This is a genomic window from Flavobacterium taihuense, assembly GCF_019351435.1.
Taxonomy (GTDB): domain Bacteria; phylum Bacteroidota; class Bacteroidia; order Flavobacteriales; family Flavobacteriaceae; genus Flavobacterium; species Flavobacterium taihuense.
Genome location: NZ_JAHWYN010000013.1, coordinates 42,402 through 59,258, shown reverse-complemented (window position 1 = coordinate 59,258; position 16,857 = coordinate 42,402). Strand labels below are relative to the sequence as shown.

Below are 16,857 nucleotides of genomic sequence, written 5' to 3'. Positions count from 1 at the left end.
AAATGATATTACCTTTTTATATAGTAGATGTTTTTGCAGAGAAAAAATATGCCGGAAATCAACTAGCGGTTTTTTTGGATGCCGATGGATTGAGTTCAGAAGAGATGCAGAAAATAGCACGCGAAATTAACTTTGCTGAAAGTACTTTTATTACTAATATTCAACCTGAAAATAACAGTGCGTCAATTCGAATTTTTACTCCTGTTAGTGAAATGCAATTTGCAGGTCATCCTATAATTGGGACTTCGTGGGTTTTGATGAATAAAATAGTAGAAACTCATCCTCGAAATTTTAAATTATCGGTGCCAATTGGCGAAATTCCGATTCAACAATCGGGAGATTTAGTTTGGTTGCAGGCGGCACAACCTCGTTTTTTGGATATTTTTTCAAAGTCAGATATTTTGTCTTTTAGTAATTTAACCAGTGCCGATTTTGAGGATAAATTGCCCATTCAGGAAGTGACTACAGGAAGTGCGTTTGTGATTGTTCCTTTGAGTAGTATAAAGGCTTTAGAAAGTGTACGTTTTGATTTGGGAGAAATGAATGAGTGGTTGCAATGGCATTGTAAAACAAATCATAGAGCACTGTATTTGTATTGTTTCGATAAAGGAAAGCTTTACAGCAGAATGTTTTGTATCGAAAATAATCAATTGATCGAAGATGCAGCGACAGGGAGTGCGAGTACTTGCTTGCAGGCCTATCTTTTGAAATATCATTCGCCAGAAATTAAAATGGTTAACCATCAAGGTGATTTCATCAATAGACCTTCTCAAATCTATTTTGACGGGGAATTGACTGGGGATAATTTTGATATAAAAATTGGTGGCAAAACGCAATTTATTGCAAAAGGAGAATGGGAAGTGTAAAGGAGAAGACAGATTACAGAATAAAGAAGTCAGAACAGAAAACGGTAGATAGAAAAAAAGAAAGATGATAATTAAAAACATAAGAGCATTCGTAAATAAACAATCTAGGTTCTCGGGAAGAGTGGGGATTTTTCTTTTGCTATTTTCACAATTTTCTTTTGCCCAAGACAAAAAAGATAATATTGGAACCGAGGTGGTAAATGTGGTGAAGCCGTATACTCCAACAATTTCTGATGCTTTCAAAATAAAAGAAGTTCCCGTAATAACAACGGATGAGAATGCAAAAAAAGAGATTGTGAAATATTCTATTTTACCTTTTCCCGTTGCGTCTACTTTTTCTCCTTCCAAAGGAAATGCTCAAAGTGTTGAAAAAGCAAAACAAGATCGATTGTTTAAGAATTATGCAACTCTTGGTATTGGAAATTACGGTGCTTTCAATGCCGAATTGTACGTGAATGAAGATCTGAATAACAATGAATATATAGGAGGAATGTTTCGCCATAATTCTTCTCAGGGTGGTATAAAAGATATTACGTTGGACGACTTTTATTATGATACCAAAATTGATTTGATTTATGGGTCAAACGAACAAGAAATGTCTTGGAATGTGAAACTGGGTTATCAAAACCAAATTTACAATTGGTATGGTTTGCCAGCCGATTTTGGGAATACATTAACGCTTCCAGAGAGTATGGCATTAGTCAATGGTATTAATCCACAACAATCGTACAATACGATTACGGCTGGTGGAAATCTTGCTTTTGAAGAAGGGATTGTAAATGATGTGAATCTTCAACTTATACATTTTTCGGATGCATTCAGTTCTTCCGAGAATCGATTTTTGCTTGCGCCAACTTTTAAATTTGATGTTATGGACGAAGCCATAAAAACCAAAGTGTTTGTGGATTATGTAGATGGTAGTTTCAAGAAAAATTATTTAGAAACCAATACTGCAGATATTAAGTATGGATTTACAAACTTGGGAATAGTGCCCAGTTTTGTAATGAAAAGAGATGATTGGACCATTGATATTGGAGCAGGCTTGGTATATAGTATGGGGAAAGAAAATAACACAAATAAATTTTATATCTATCCATCGGTTACTGCTTCTTATAAAGTGGTGGGAGATTTGATGATATTTTATGCGAGTGCGGTTGGGAATTTACAACAAAATACTTATCAAGATTTTGTTGATGGAAATCCATTCGTTTCTCCAACATTATATATAAAACCAACGAATGAATTGTATGATGTTCACGCAGGATTAAAAGGGAAATTGACAAGTACTGTGAGTTATGATATAAAAGCATGCTATATATATGACGAAAATAAGGCATTGTTCAAGAGTAATGACTATAATGAAAAAGACACCAATGCCAATTATGCTTTCGGGAATTCATTTCAGGTAATTTACGATGACATGAAAATTATGCGTTTATATGGAGAAATAAAAGCCGATTTGATGAAAGGTGTAACTGTGGAGGCTGATGCAACGATTAACAGTTATACCAATAAAACACAATCAGAAGCTTGGAATTTACCAGAGCTTCAATTGAATTCGAAAGTTGATTTTGCCGTTACTGACAAATGGTTCGCTGGGATCAATTTGTTTTACGTAGGCGAACGCAAAGACCAACAGTTGAATACAAATATTGTTTATGTTACTGCTCCTGGACCAATCACATTGGATGGTTATTTTGATTTGAATGCCAATGTTCGATTCAAATACAGCGAACGATTTACAACTTTTTTAAAAGCCAATAACATTATGAATAATGGGTACCAAAAATGGTTGAATTATCCCGTTCAAGGTTTCCAAGTAATGTTGGGAGCAAATTATAAATTTGATTTTTAAAAAAAAATCTAAGAATCTAAAAATCTAAGTAGTCTAATAAATGACTTTCAAACAAAAAATATACCATCGTTACCATCAATTAATTCAAGATAGAATAGATGCTTTCAGGGACATGATTGTGGCTTTGACCGAAGATTCTAAGAACGATGCCAAAGGTTCGGCAGGCGATAAGCATGAAACGGCCTTGTCTATGATGCATATCGAACAAGAAAAACTCAATACGAAACTCAAGGAAGTACTGACTCAAAAAGCAGTTTTGGATAAATTGGATCCTTCTGTTGTGGCAGAAACTATTATTCTGGGAAGTTTGGTGAAAGCTAATGGGATTTATTTGTACCTAAGTCTTGCCCTTCCAAAAATTAATGTTGAAGGTATTAATGTTATTGCTTTGTCTCCGCAATCTCCACTTGGAAATAAATTGATGGGGGAAAAAACAGGATTTTCTTTTGATATTAATACCACCCAATATACGATAGAGGAAATTTTATAGTCTCTCTTTTTAAAACAATTCATTTCATGATTTGCGGTTTATTGGAGCTCTTTCTTTATATTAGCTCCAATAATTAAACTGTTTATTATGAAGAAAATTTCTTTTTTGCTTTCATTGATTTTATTGGTTTCCTGTAATCAAAAAAATAAGATTGCTGTAGATACTATTGTTGCGAATGCCAATATTTATACCGTAAATAAAGATTTTGGTAAAGCCTCGGCTATGGCGATTCAATCTGGTAAAATTGTGGCTATTGGTTCCGATGATGAAATAGCAAATTCTTATGATTCCAAAAATACTATTGATGCAAAAGGGAAATTTGTTTATCCAGGGTTGTATGATGCCCATTGTCATTTTTATAGTTATGGACTGAGTCTGCAAGAAGTCGATTTACGGGGAACCAAAAGTATGACTGAAGTAATTGATAGAATCAAGAAATATCAAAAAGAAAGAAAATCTACTTTTATTATTGGAAATGGATGGGATCAAAATGATTGGCAAGTAGCTAAATTTCCAACGAAAGAAGATTTAGATGTAGTTTTTCCAAATATTCCGGTAGTTTTAAATCGTATAGATGGTCACGCAATTGTTGTAAATAGTTTGGCTTTGAAATTGGCAGGAATCACAAAATCAACAAAAGTCTCTGGTGGAGAAATAGTTTTGGAAAATGGTGAACCTAATGGGATTTTAATTGATAATCCAATGGAGTTGGTTTTCAAAATAATACCTAAACCAAATCGAAAAAAACAAATCGCTGGATTATTGGACGCCGAAAAAGTGATGTTTCAATATGGGTTGACAACTGTCAATGATGCTGGTTTAGATCCGGATGTCATTAATTTGATGGATAGCTTGCAAAAAGCAAAAGCAATGAAAATTAATGTGTATGCGATGATTACGGCAAATCAGAAGAATATCGATTTGTACTTGAAAAAAGGAATTTACAAAACCGATAACTTAAATGTATGTTCTTTTAAAATGTATGGAGATGGTGCATTGGGTTCTCGTGGCGCTTGTTTGCATAAACCTTATTCGGATAGTCCGAAACAATATGGTGCATTGCTTTCTTCTGTGGAAGAATTAAAAAATGTAGCCAAACAAATTGCTAATTCTCCTTTTCAGTTGAATTCACATGCTATTGGAGATTCTGCAAATACCGTTTTGTTGAAAATATACAAGGAAGCATTGACTGGTAAAAAAGACAGAAGATGGAAAATTGAACATGCACAAGTGATTCAAGAAGCCGATTTTGATTATTTTGCGACTGGAATAATTCCTTCAGTACAGCCTACTCATGCAACATCTGATATGTATTGGGCAGGCGAAAGATTGGGGAAAGATAGATTGAAAAATGCCTATGCCTATAAAAAATTACTTCAAAAAGCAGGAATCGTTGCTTTGGGTACAGATTTTCCTGTTGAAGAAGTAAATCCAATGTTGACATTTCATGCTGCTGTAGCAAGAAAAGACATTAAGAACTATCCAAAGGCTGGTTTTCAAATGGAAAATGCTTTGACAAGGGAAGAAACGTTGAGAGGAATGACCATTTGGGCTGCTTTTTCTAATTTTGAAGAAAAAGAAAAAGGAAGTCTTGAAGTGGGTAAATGGGCCGATTTTGTAATGTTTGATCAGGATTTGATGAAAGTTGATGAAAAGCAGATGGTTAAATTAATTCCGACTCAAGTGTTTTTGAAAGGAGAGAAAATGAAATAATTTTTTTTGGCAAAAGTAAAAAAATCACAGTTTATAACTCAAAAAACGGATTTGATTCTTTTGCAGTTTTGCGAAATTCTCTATTCTGCCTAAACTATTTTGAAATACTGTTACATATTGTAATTAAATTTAACATAATGTTAAAATGTTGTTCTTTTATGTTGAGAACAGTTGAAATCATTAAAATAAACGTGATTCCCTAATAAAACTTTTGTAAATTCGCCACCTTAAAAGTTTGACTTTAAAACTAAATGAAATTATGAGCAAAACAATGACAGTCGACATATTGTCGAGTATTAAAGGAGCACAGCCCTCAGAGAGCGTGAACAAATTATTTGATGTAATTAAAAATGCAGTTCCATCAAATAATAATTCTTTAAATAATGTCAATTATAATTGTGTGTCTGTAAGTAATTTAAGAGAAGATGTTGTGATAGAGAGTTCGGCTATTGAGAAACAAATAATTTTGGAAAACTTCCCGAACAAGAAAAATGGTTTTTTAGTTGTTGCTAAAGTTATAGAAGGATAAAAAAATGGATTCTCAAATAAAAAAAATACACCAACAACTGGTGTCAAAACAAATAACTTGTACAGCTTTGGTACAAGAGAAATTAGATCTGCTTAAACAAAACACCTACAACTCTGTAAATTCTTTGTTAGATACTTTGGCCTTAGATTTAGCGGCTAAGGTGGATGCTAAAATTGCAAAGGGAGAAACAATAGGTTTGTTAGAAGGAATTCCATTTGGAATTAAAGATGTATTTATGTTGCAAGGAACTTACACTACAGCAAGTTCTGATTTGTTGAAAAATTATAAATCGCCTTATACGGCTACTGCCATTCAGAAATTATTGGATGCTGGCGCTATTCCATTAGTTAAAGAAAACTGTGATAGTTTCGGTCACGGGTCGTCTAGTGAAAACACTATTTTTGGAGCTGTGAAAAACGCTATCGATCCAACATTAGTTGCTGGTGGTTCAAGTGGTGGATCTGCAGTTAACGTTGCAAAAGAATATACTATTTTTTCTATTGGAGGTGATACGGGAGGTTCAGTTCGTCAGCCAGCTGGATACAATCATATTTACGGTTTAAAACCAACTTACGGAAGAATTTCCAGATACGGTCTTATGGCTTATGCATCTTCGACGGATTGCGTTGGTCCATTGGCCAAATCGGTTGAAGATATTAGAATTGTACTGAATGTGATGAGCGGAAAAGATACAAAAGATCAAACTTCAATCACATCAACTGAAATTAGTGAAGATGCAATCGCAACTTCAAACGTAAAAACAATTGGGTATTTTAAAAACTTCGTGGAAAGCGACGCTATTGATGCTCAAATAAAGGCTGATTTCTTAGCAAGTATAGAAAAAATAAAAGCCAAAGGAATTGAAGTGAAAGAACTGGATTTTTTCAAATCGGATATTTTGGTTTCTACTTACTATACTTTGGCGATGGCAGAAACGGCTTCAAATTTGTCTCGTTTAGACGGAACCAATTATGGTAATCGTATTGAAGCGGAGAATTTAATTGAAACTTATGCCGTGACCCGTTCTGAAAACTTTTCAGAAGAAACAAAACGTAGAATTGTTGGTGGAAACCAAGTGTTGTCTCAAGGTTTTTCAGATGAAATATATTTGAAAGGATTGGCACTAAGAGATCAGATTTCTGAAAACTTCAGTAAAGATTTTGAAGCAGTTGATATTATCTTGTCACCAGTTACACCAAACACGCCTCCTAAAATTGGAGACAGTTTAAAAGATCCATTGGCTATGTATTTATCCGATGCCTATACGGTTGGTTTTAGTTTGGGACAATTACCAACTTTAACAGTGCCACAAGGAACAAGCACAGGATTGCAAATTACTGCAGCAAAAAATAATGATGAATTAGTATTGAAGTTTGCTAACTTCTTAAAAGAATTGATATAATGGAATTGGAGCAATTAACAGCGGCTATAAAAGCCCACGATTTAGAATTGGTAATTGGACTGGAAACTCACGTTCGATTGAATACCAAAACCAAGTTGTTTTGTTCTTGTCCAAATCAAGAAATAGAAACACCTAACCAAAACATATGTTCCGTTTGTACGGGACAAATGGGGGTTTTGCCTGCTTTAAACAAAGAAGCGATTACAAAAGCGATTTACTTTGGAAAAGCGGTGGATTCGTCATTTAGTAATGAAGTGATCTCTTGGGATCGAAAGCATTACGAATATCCAGATAATCCGAAAAATATTCAAATAACGCAATACCACAATCCGATAATTCCTGATGGACATGTGTCCTGTTACCGAAATGACGGTTCTCAATTTACCGTAAATTTAACTCAGGTTCATATTGAAGAGGATGCTGCAAAATTGATGCACGAAAAGAAGATTTCTTTGGTTGATTTTAACAAAGCTGGTGTTCCGCTGATTGAAATTGTTACGGAACCTTGTATCAGAAATATTGAAGACGCTTCAACCTACGCGCAATACATTCAGCGTATTGTTCAAAACTTAGGAATCTCTGAAGCGAATCTTGAAAAAGGGGAGTTTAAATCGGATGTTTCTGTGTCTTTGCGTAAAAAACACAGTTATGATTTAAACCCAAGAACGGAAATCAAAAACTTAAACTCGTTTAAGTTTATGGTGGAAGCTTTAAAAGAAGAAGTTGAAAAACAATTCAATTATTTCATTGAGCACAAAGAGTTCAGACCTGATCAAACGACTGTATTATGGGATGCTGATTTAAAGCAGACCAAAGTAATGCGTAAAAAAGAATTTGAAGCGGATTACCGTTTTATTTCTGAACCGGATTTACCTTTTGTAAATATTAAAGCGGAGATTGAGGCAATTAAAGTGGATACAAGCGCTTTGCCATATGCTGTAGAATCTATTTTAATTAATGGTGGTGTTTTACCACAAGACGCTAAATTTTTTACGGCAGATAAGTTGCGTTCTCAAACTTTTGTAGAAATAAATAACGAAATCAAAGATCCTTCGTTTGTTGCTAAAACTTTAGCAAACAATATTAAGGCTGAAGATTACGCTGAAATCCATAGTATTGCTCATTTAACTGAAATTTTCCAATTATTTAAAGCCGAAAAAATTACGGCGGTTTTAGTTCAAAATGCAATTGTTGGTTATTTAAAAGATCGAACTTTTGATTACAATAAGTATTTTGAAGAAAATACTATTTCTGAGGAGAAAATCCAAGAAGTGATTGCTAAAGTCCTTTCAGAAAATGAGGCTGTAGTCAATGATATTAAAGCTGGAGATCAAGGAAAAGCAGGGATTTTAGTTGGTAAGGTTTTAGGCGTTATCGGAAAAGGTGCTAATGGTAAAGTAATTCGTCAAATTATTTTAGATAAATTAGGAGCTGCTGCTGTTTTAGAAAACAAGGAAGCAGCTGAAAAAGTTTCCAAAGAAACAGTTTTGGAGAATAAAGAGGCTCAAGAAGAATCACTTCCTGAAATTCCTATTATTATAAAAGACACCTATAGGACACATAAAATTTCACAGTTATCAGAAGAAAACATTGGCGTAGAAGTGATGTTGTCTGGCTGGATAGCAAGTGTTCGTGATCACGGGGAATTAATGTTTATTGATTTGCGTGATTCAAGTTATGAGATTTTTCAAGTAAGAATCAGTAGAGAATCATTTCCTAATATTGATGAGTTAGTAAAATTAAAACCAGAGTCGGTAATTTCGGTAAAAGGTATTGTAGTAGGGCGTAATGAGGATGATTATAATGCAGGTTTGCGTACCGGTAAAATAGAATTGGAAACTTCGGTATTGGAGATTTTAAATTTATCTAAAACATTGCCTTTTGAGATTAAAAGAGCGACTAAAACGAACGAAGCAATCCGTTTTCAATATAAGTTTTTAGATCACAGAAATGAAGAGGTAAGAAGAGCAATCGTAAATCGTCATAAAGTAATTAAATTATTGCGTGACATTTTGGATGAAGAAGAATTTTTAGAAATTGAAACGCCAATTTTAAGTGCAGGAACCGATGAAGGCGCACGTGAATTTATTGTTCCTACACGTAAGCAAGCTGGATTCTTTTATACTTTGCCACAGGCTCCACAACAGTTTAAACAGATGTTGATGGTAAGCGGTTATGAGAAATATTTCCAAATTGCGCGTTGTTTTAGAGACGAAGATTCCCGAGGAGACCGTCAGCCGGAATTTACCCAATTGGATATGGAAATGGCCTACGCAAGCATGCAGCAGATTATAGATTTAAACACCAAAATGTTTAATGAAGTAGTTAAAAAAATATATGGGAACAAGTGGATTTTGCGTCCGTTTGAAGTTATTACATACAAAGACGCGATGGACTTCTATGGCTGCGACAGACCAGATTTGCGTTACGGATTGAAAATGCAGGACATTACAGATATTGTAAAAGACACGACTTTCCAAGTTTTTAGTAAACCTATTGAAGATGGTGGAATTGTAAAATGTATCAAGGTTTCGGCTAAAGAACAAGGAAACAAGCGTATGTCTAAAGGCCAGATCGAAAACCTTACTGCTATTGCTCAACAGCACGGCTTAGGTGGATTGGCTTATATTATTGTAAATGAAGATGAATTGCAGTCGCCGATTATTAAGTTTTTAGGCGAAGATATTGCGGCAGGAATCATAGAAGCTACAAATGCACAAGTGGGTGATATTGTATTCTTCTCGGCGGCGGATTATGCAACGGCTAATAAAGCTTTGGATGCAGTTCGTCAAGAAATGGGCAAAATGCTTCACTTGATTAATCCGAAGGAATTATGTCCGGCGTGGGTTGTTGATTTTCCAATGTTTGAAAGAACAGATGAAGGAAGATGGACTTTTACCCATAATCCTTTCTCAATGCCTGCGATTTACGATTTAGAAAAGCATATGAAAGGCGATGACGATGAAATTGGAACTATCATCGCACAACAGTACGATATTATCTTAAATGGTTACGAAATCGGCGGAGGATCAGTTCGTGCACATAAATCTGAAATTCTGGAAGCGACTTATAGAAATATGGGTTACAATAAAGAAGAAATGATGAAAAGCGTAGGAACGATGCACAAGGCTTTCCAATACGGCGCACCGCCACACGGTGGAATTGCTTGGGGAATTGACCGTTTGATGATGATTTTGGAGAAAAAAGCATCCATTAGAGAAGTAATGGCTTTCCCGAAAACTGGGACCAGCGAAGATTTATTATTTGGAGCACCATCTCTTTTGTCTGATAAAAAGGTAGAAGAAATGAATGTTCGAATTATGAGATAAATTTTTTATAATCTCAAACTATTTAAAAGGCGAATTTATATTTTTAAGTATAAATTGGCTTTTTTTTTGTTTAATTCCCTTGTTAGTATTTTTACATTGCATATTGGAGCGCTAATATTACGTTATTCATTTAAAAAAATGTTTTACGGCTTCTCTGTAAAAATCATATTTTAGTGCGGTAAAACAGCTAAAAAACAGGAATAATCGATCTGATAAAGCTGTGGCAAGTACGAATAATGATGTGTATGTAAAAGAAGATATAAAACTCTATTATTTATTTCTAAAAACGTCTTCAGTTTTGAAGACGTTTTTTTGTGGATATGAACCTATAAATGTTAATAACTTAAATGCTTATAAACGGAATAAAGTACTTATATAGGTAACAATTTTCTATATTTGCGTGTTAGACGAAAAACACATTTTTTTAGATTAAATTATATGAGCGAAGAAATCAAGAAGGACAATTATTCAGCAGACAGTATCCAGGCTTTAGAAGGAATGGAACACGTGAGAATGCGTCCATCGATGTACATTGGAGATGTAGGTGTAAGAGGGTTACATCATTTAGTTTATGAAGTAGTAGATAACTCAATCGATGAGGCAATGGGAGGTCATTGTGATACGATTCGAGTTGATATCAATGAAGATGGATCAATTTCTGTAGAAGATAATGGTCGTGGTATTCCAGTTGGTATTCATAAAAAAGAAGGTGTCTCTGCATTAGAGGTTGTAATGACTAAAATTGGTGCAGGAGGTAAATTCGATAAAGATTCTTATAAAGTTTCTGGAGGTCTTCACGGTGTTGGGGTTTCGGTGGTAAATGCATTGTCAAACCATTTAAGAGCAACAGTCCATAGTAGTGATGGAAAAGTATACGAACAAGAATATGAAAAAGGGAAAGCGCTTTATCCAGTGAAACAAATTGGAGAAACGACCAAAAGAGGGACGATTGTTACTTTTTATCCGGATCCTTCCATATTTACCCAAACAATAGAATATTCGTATGATACTTTGTCCGCTCGTATGCGTGAGTTGTCGTACTTGAATAAAGGAATCACGATTACTTTTACAGACAAAAGAGAGCGTGATAAAGATGGAAATTTTGTTTCAGAAATATTTCATTCTTCTGAAGGATTAAAAGAATATATTCGATATTTAGACGGAAATCGTGAGCCAATTATTGCGCATGTGATTTCTATGGATAACGAAAAAGGAGAAATTCCAGTTGAGGTAGCGTTGATTTACAATACAAGTTACTCTGAGAACATTTTTTCTTATGTAAATAATATTAATACGCACGAAGGAGGAACACACTTGCAAGGTTTTAGAACGGGTCTTACAAGATCTCTAAAGAAATATGCAGACGCTTCCGGAATGTTGGATAAATTAAAGTTTGATATCTCTGGAGATGATTTCCGTGAAGGTCTTACAGCGATTATTTCGGTAAAAGTAGCTGAACCTCAGTTTGAGGGTCAAACCAAAACCAAACTTGGAAACCGTGAGGTTGTTTCTCCGGTAAGTCAAGCGGTGAGCGAAATGATTGAAAATTATTTGGAAGAAAATCCAAATGATGCTCGCATTATTGTTCAAAAAGTAATACTTGCGGCACAAGCACGTCATGCGGCTAAAAAAGCGCGTGAAATGGTGCAGCGTAAAACTGTAATGGGTGGTGGAGGATTACCAGGAAAATTATCGGATTGTTCCGAGCAGGATCCAGCAAAATGTGAAGTGTATCTTGTCGAGGGAGATTCGGCAGGGGGAACGGCTAAGCAAGGTCGTGACCGAAACTTTCAAGCAATTTTGCCTTTAAGAGGTAAGATTTTGAATGTGGAAAAAGCCATGCATCACAAAGTATTCGAAAATGAAGAGATTCGAAATATATTTACGGCACTTGGTGTAACTATTGGTACTGCCGAGGATTCTAAAGCCTTGAATATTGAAAAATTAAGATATCATAAAGTAATTATAATGTGTGATGCCGATGTCGATGGTAGTCACATTGCTACTTTGATCTTGACTTTCTTTTTCCGTTTTATGAAAGAACTAATCGAAGAGGGGCACGTTTATATTGCGGCTCCACCTTTGTATTTGGTTAAAAAAGGAAAGAATAAAGAATATGCTTGGGACGACAAAACTCGCGATGATGCAAATGCTAGAATGGGTGGGGGAGCAGCCATTCAGCGTTATAAAGGTCTTGGGGAGATGAATGCAGAACAATTGTGGGAAACTACAATGGATCCGAGTTTTAGAACATTGAGACAGGTTACAATTGATAGTTTGGTAGAAGCGGATAGAGTTTTCTCTATGTTAATGGGTGATGAAGTGCCGCCACGAAGAGAGTTTATCGAGAAAAATGCAGTTTACGCAAATATCGATGCGTAGTTTTTAGAGTAACTGTATTTTTCTTTTTTGGTTTGAAATTAATAAAAAACAAATAAAAATGAAAGTTACCATTGTAGGAGCAGGGAATGTGGGAGCATCCTGTGCAGATTCAATTTCTTATAGAGGAATTGCAAGTGAAGTAGTATTATTGGATATTAGAGAAGGTTTTGCCGAAGGTAAAGCTATGGATATCATGCAATGTGCTACAAATACTGGTTTTAATACAAATGTTTCGGGTGTAACCAATGATTATTCTAAAACAGCAAACAGCGATGTGGTTGTGATTACTTCTGGGATTCCAAGAAAACCAGGGATGACTAGAGAAGAATTAATAGGAATCAATGCTGGAATTGTTAAAACTGTTGCAGAGAATGTATTGGCACATTCACCAAATTGTATTGTTGTAGTAGTTTCTAATCCAATGGACACAATGACTTATTTGGCATTGAAAGCTACTGGATTGCCAAAAAATAGAATCATCGGAATGGGTGGAGCTTTAGACAGCTCTCGTTTTAGATATTATTTGTCTAAAGCATTGGATAAACCATCTAATGATATTTCGGCTATGGTTATTGGTGGACATGGCGATACTACTATGATTCCTTTGACAAGATTGGCTGCTTATAATGGTATTCCAGTTTCTGAATTTTTATCTCAAGAAGAATTGGAAAAAGTTGCCGCTGCCACTATGGTTGGTGGTGCTACACTTACAGGTTTGTTAGGAACTTCAGCTTGGTATGCACCTGGAGCTTCTGTTGCTTATTTGGTAGATAGTATTTTGAACGATCAAAAGAAAATGATTGCTTGTTCAGTAATGTTGGACGGTGAATACGGTCAAAGCGATATTTGTATCGGTGTGCCATGTATTATCGGTAAAAACGGAATTGAACAAATAGTTGATATTAAATTAAATGATGCTGAGAAAGCTGCTTTTGCAAAAAGTGCAGAGGCCGTAAGAAGCATGAATGCTGATTTAAAAACTGTTTTAGCATAATAATAAACGTATAATGAAAGAAGGCTGCATTTTCTGCAGTCTTTTTTTTGATTTTAATTAATAAATAAATTGGTTAATCTTTCCGTTAATTATATATTTGCTCGGTTTAAAAAAAATGACATAAATCGTGCAGTTCTTTTTTGTTTTTCAAAAATGACGTAATGGCTTATTTTATAGGGTTTAAAACAAAAATAAATAAATAAAAATAATTAATTTTTAGTAATAATGCAGAATAAAGGACTTATTAAATTTTTCGCAATTCTATTTGCATTGGTAAGTATTTACCAGCTTTCGTTCACTTTTGTTTCAAGCAAAGTAAAAAGTGATGCAAAATCTTTTGCTGGCGGAAACCCAGAAAAAGAAGTAAAATATTTGGATTCAATTGGTAAAGAAAAAGTATTTAGCTTAGGTTTTACTGATTTTACATTCAATGAAGTAAAAGATAAACAAATCAACAAAGGACTTGACTTAGAAGGAGGAATCAATGTGACTCTTCAAATCTCTGTTAAAGACATTTTGAAAGGATTATCAAATAATTCGAAAAATCCAGTTTTTAATAAATCTTTGGCGGATGCCACTGCAAATAAAAAAGGAAATCAAGCTTATATTGATGCGTTTTTTGAAGCTTTTGAAGCTAATTCTAAAGGTTCAGTGAAATTAGCATCTCCAGATATTTTTGCTAACAGAAGTTTGCAAGGTGAAGGTGGAGTTACTTTTCAAATGACAGATGCTCAAGTTCAGAAAGTAATCAAAAGAAAAGTTGATGAATCTGTTGAAAGTGCTTTTGGTGTATTAAGAAAACGTATCGATAAATTTGGTGTAACTCAACCTAATATTCAAAAATTAGGAGAGTCCGGGCAAATCCTTGTGGAACTTCCAGGTGCTAAAGATATTGATAGAATCAAAAAATTATTGCAAAGTACTGCTCAGTTAGAGTTCTGGGAAACTTATAAAGTTGAAGAAATTGGTAATTTCATCATGGCTGCAAACGAGGCTTTGAAAAAAACTGAAATTGCTAAAGTTGAAACTAAAACTGTTGCAAAAGATTCATTAAGTGCTTTATTGACTGATGGAAAAGATTCTACTGCAACTAAAAAAGGAAATAATCCTATCATTGATAAAATTGTAGCTCAAGGAGGTGGACCAGTTTTAGGTCTTTTCTCTCCAAAAGATACTGCTACAATCAATTCTTACTTCAAAAGAGCTGATATCAGAATTTTATTGGCAGGTGAACAACGTTATGCAAAATTTGTATGGGGAAAACCAACTACAATTAAGGATGCAAAAGAAAAAGAGGTTGAAGTTGTTGAGTTATATGCTTTAAAAGGAAACAGAGATAATGTAGCTTCAATGGGTGGTGGTGTTGTAACAGACGCTAGTGATACTTTTGATCAATTAGGAAAACCTGCTGTTTCTATGCAAATGAATAACGTAGGAGCAAAAGAGTGGGAAGAATTAACAGGAAGAGCTTATACTCAAAAGAGCAATATTGCTATTGTTCTTGATGATATTGTATATTCTGCACCAGGTGTTTCAAGTGGACCGATTGCAGGTGGTAGATCTGAGATTTCAGGACAGTTTGATGTTACAGAAACTAAAGATTTAGCGAATGTATTAAGAGCAGGTAAACTACCGGCTGCTGCTGAAATAATTCAGTCTGAAGTTGTAGGACCATCCTTAGGTCAAGAAGCTATTGATAATGGGACTAATTCTGCAGTAATTGGATTGCTTTTGGTATCTCTTTGGATGATGATCTATTATGGTAAAGCAGGTTGGTATGCAAATATTGCTTTAGCAGTCAACTTATTGTTTATGTTTGGTATTTTGGCTAGCTTAGGTGCTGTACTTACATTGCCAGGTATTGCAGGTATCGTTTTAACAATGGGTACTGCGGTTGATGCGAATATCATTATATATGAAAGAGCGAAAGAGGAATTAAGGTCTGGTAAAACTTTGGATGAAGCTGTTAAAGCTTCTTATAGTTGGACTGGAGCTATGCGTTCTATCGTTGATGCAAACGTGACTCACATTTTGACAGGTGCTGTATTGTTTATATTTGGATCTGGACCAATCAAAGGATTTGCTACTACTTTATTAATTGGTATTATTACCTCTTTGTTTACTTCTATCTTTATTGCTAGAATCTTTATTGATAAGAATATTGCAGGTAAAAATGATTTATCTTTTGTAACTAAATTTTCTAAAAATTTCTTTACTAACTTCCATTTTGATTTCCTTGGAATTAAAAAATGGACTTACCTATTCTCTATTGTTGTAACTATTGTGAGTATTGCATCTATTGCAACTCACGGTTTTGATCAAGGTGTCGATTTTGTTGGAGGAAGAACTTTCCAAGTTCGTTTCGAAAAGTCAATGGAGCCTGAGTTGGTTAAAGAAGAATTAACTGCTGTATTTGGTAGTGCTGAGGTTAAAATATTTGGAGAAGACAATCAGTTAAAAATTACAACTAAGTATAAGATACAGGAGACAGGTAGTGCTGCTGACGAAGATGTAAATAAAAAATTATTCGAAAGTTTGAAAAAGCATTATGCTTCAGGTATGACTTACGATAAATTTATAAATGCTTATGAAGGTAAAAGGCTAGGTGTTGTACAAGCATCAAAAGTAGGTCCAACAGTGGCTGAAGATATTAAAACAAATGCTTATTGGGCTGTTTTAGGAGCAATGCTTATTGTAGGTTTGTATTTAGTAATCAGTTTCAGAAAATGGCAATATAGTTTAGGTGCTATTGCAGCGGTAGCGCATGACGTTATCTTTGTATTAGGAGTTTATTCATTGCTTTGGAAATACATGCCTTTCGGTATGGAGATTGACCAACACTTTATTGCGGCTATCTTGACTGTTATTGGTTATTCTATGAATGATACCGTAATTGTATACGATAGAGTACGTGAGTTCTTGGATGGTAAAACAAAAGGTTCATTCTCAGAAATTGTAAACAAATCTATTAACTCTACAATGTCAAGAACAATCAATACTTCATTGACAATGATTTTTGTATTGTTAATCATGTTTATTTTTGGAGGAGAATCTATTAGAGGATTTATCTTCGCAATGCTTATCGGTATTATTATTGGTACTTATTCTTCATTGTTTATCGCAACTCCAGTATTGGTTGATACGATTTCTAAAGATGAGAAGCATGAAGTAGAAGTTAAACACCAGGAAGTGCAAGCTTAAAAATAACAAGTATATTTTAAAAAAAAGATTCAACGAAAGTTGAATCTTTTTTTTTGTCTTACTCTGACCTGATTAATTGATTTTGGAGCAGAAAGA

The 16,857-nt window shown here is 34.5% G+C and carries 10 protein-coding genes; all 10 read left to right on the top strand.

What is annotated here, in order from left to right:
- Positions 1 to 2: 2 nt before the first annotated feature.
- The 10 genes from KZH69_RS14290 (at position 3) to secDF (ending at position 16,761) form a co-directional block, all read left to right on the top strand.
- Positions 3 to 866 (top strand): PhzF family phenazine biosynthesis protein, encoded by an 864-nt coding sequence (locus KZH69_RS14290; RefSeq protein WP_219318158.1) that lies wholly within the window; start codon positions 3 to 5, stop codon positions 864 to 866.
- A gap of 64 nt (positions 867 to 930) precedes the next feature.
- Positions 931 to 2,721: a TonB-dependent receptor gene (locus KZH69_RS14285; RefSeq protein ID WP_219318157.1), complete on the top strand. Its 1,791-nt coding sequence runs from the start codon at positions 931 to 933 to the stop codon at positions 2,719 to 2,721.
- A gap of 40 nt (positions 2,722 to 2,761) precedes the next feature.
- Complete coding sequence (locus tag KZH69_RS14280) at positions 2,762 to 3,211, top strand: hypothetical protein (RefSeq protein ID WP_219318156.1); 450 nt, start codon at positions 2,762 to 2,764, stop codon at positions 3,209 to 3,211.
- Between the two features lie 87 nt (positions 3,212 to 3,298).
- On the top strand, positions 3,299 to 4,924 hold the full coding sequence (locus KZH69_RS14275; RefSeq protein ID WP_219318155.1) for an amidohydrolase: 1,626 nt from the start codon (positions 3,299 to 3,301) through the stop codon (positions 4,922 to 4,924).
- Between the two features lie 259 nt (positions 4,925 to 5,183).
- Positions 5,184 to 5,453 carry an Asp-tRNA(Asn)/Glu-tRNA(Gln) amidotransferase subunit GatC gene (locus tag KZH69_RS14270; protein ID WP_219318154.1) on the top strand — a complete coding sequence of 90 codons (270 nt, stop codon included), beginning with the start codon at positions 5,184 to 5,186 and terminating at the stop codon, positions 5,451 to 5,453.
- 4 nt (positions 5,454 to 5,457) lie between these two features.
- Positions 5,458 to 6,855, top strand: coding sequence for an amidase (locus KZH69_RS14265; protein ID WP_219318153.1), 1,398 nt, complete (start codon positions 5,458 to 5,460; stop codon positions 6,853 to 6,855).
- A complete protein-coding gene (gene gatB/aspS, locus KZH69_RS14260; protein ID WP_219318152.1) occupies positions 6,855 to 10,184 on the top strand; it encodes a bifunctional amidotransferase subunit GatB/aspartate--tRNA ligase AspS in 3,330 nt (1,109 codons plus the stop codon). Before KZH69_RS14265 ends, gatB/aspS begins: the two co-directional genes overlap by 1 nt.
- 438 nt (positions 10,185 to 10,622) lie before the next feature.
- A complete protein-coding gene (gene gyrB, locus KZH69_RS14255) occupies positions 10,623 to 12,566 on the top strand; it encodes a DNA topoisomerase (ATP-hydrolyzing) subunit B (protein ID WP_219318151.1) in 1,944 nt (647 codons plus the stop codon).
- Between the two features lie 58 nt (positions 12,567 to 12,624).
- Complete coding sequence (locus tag KZH69_RS14250; RefSeq protein WP_077376243.1) at positions 12,625 to 13,560, top strand: malate dehydrogenase; 936 nt, start codon at positions 12,625 to 12,627, stop codon at positions 13,558 to 13,560.
- A gap of 225 nt (positions 13,561 to 13,785) precedes the next feature.
- The gene (gene secDF / locus KZH69_RS14245; RefSeq protein ID WP_219318150.1) at positions 13,786 to 16,761 is read left to right on the top strand and encodes a protein translocase subunit SecDF; all 2,976 of its coding nucleotides are present in this window, start codon (positions 13,786 to 13,788) and stop codon (positions 16,759 to 16,761) included.
- The last annotated feature ends 96 nt before the right edge of the window (positions 16,762 to 16,857 follow it).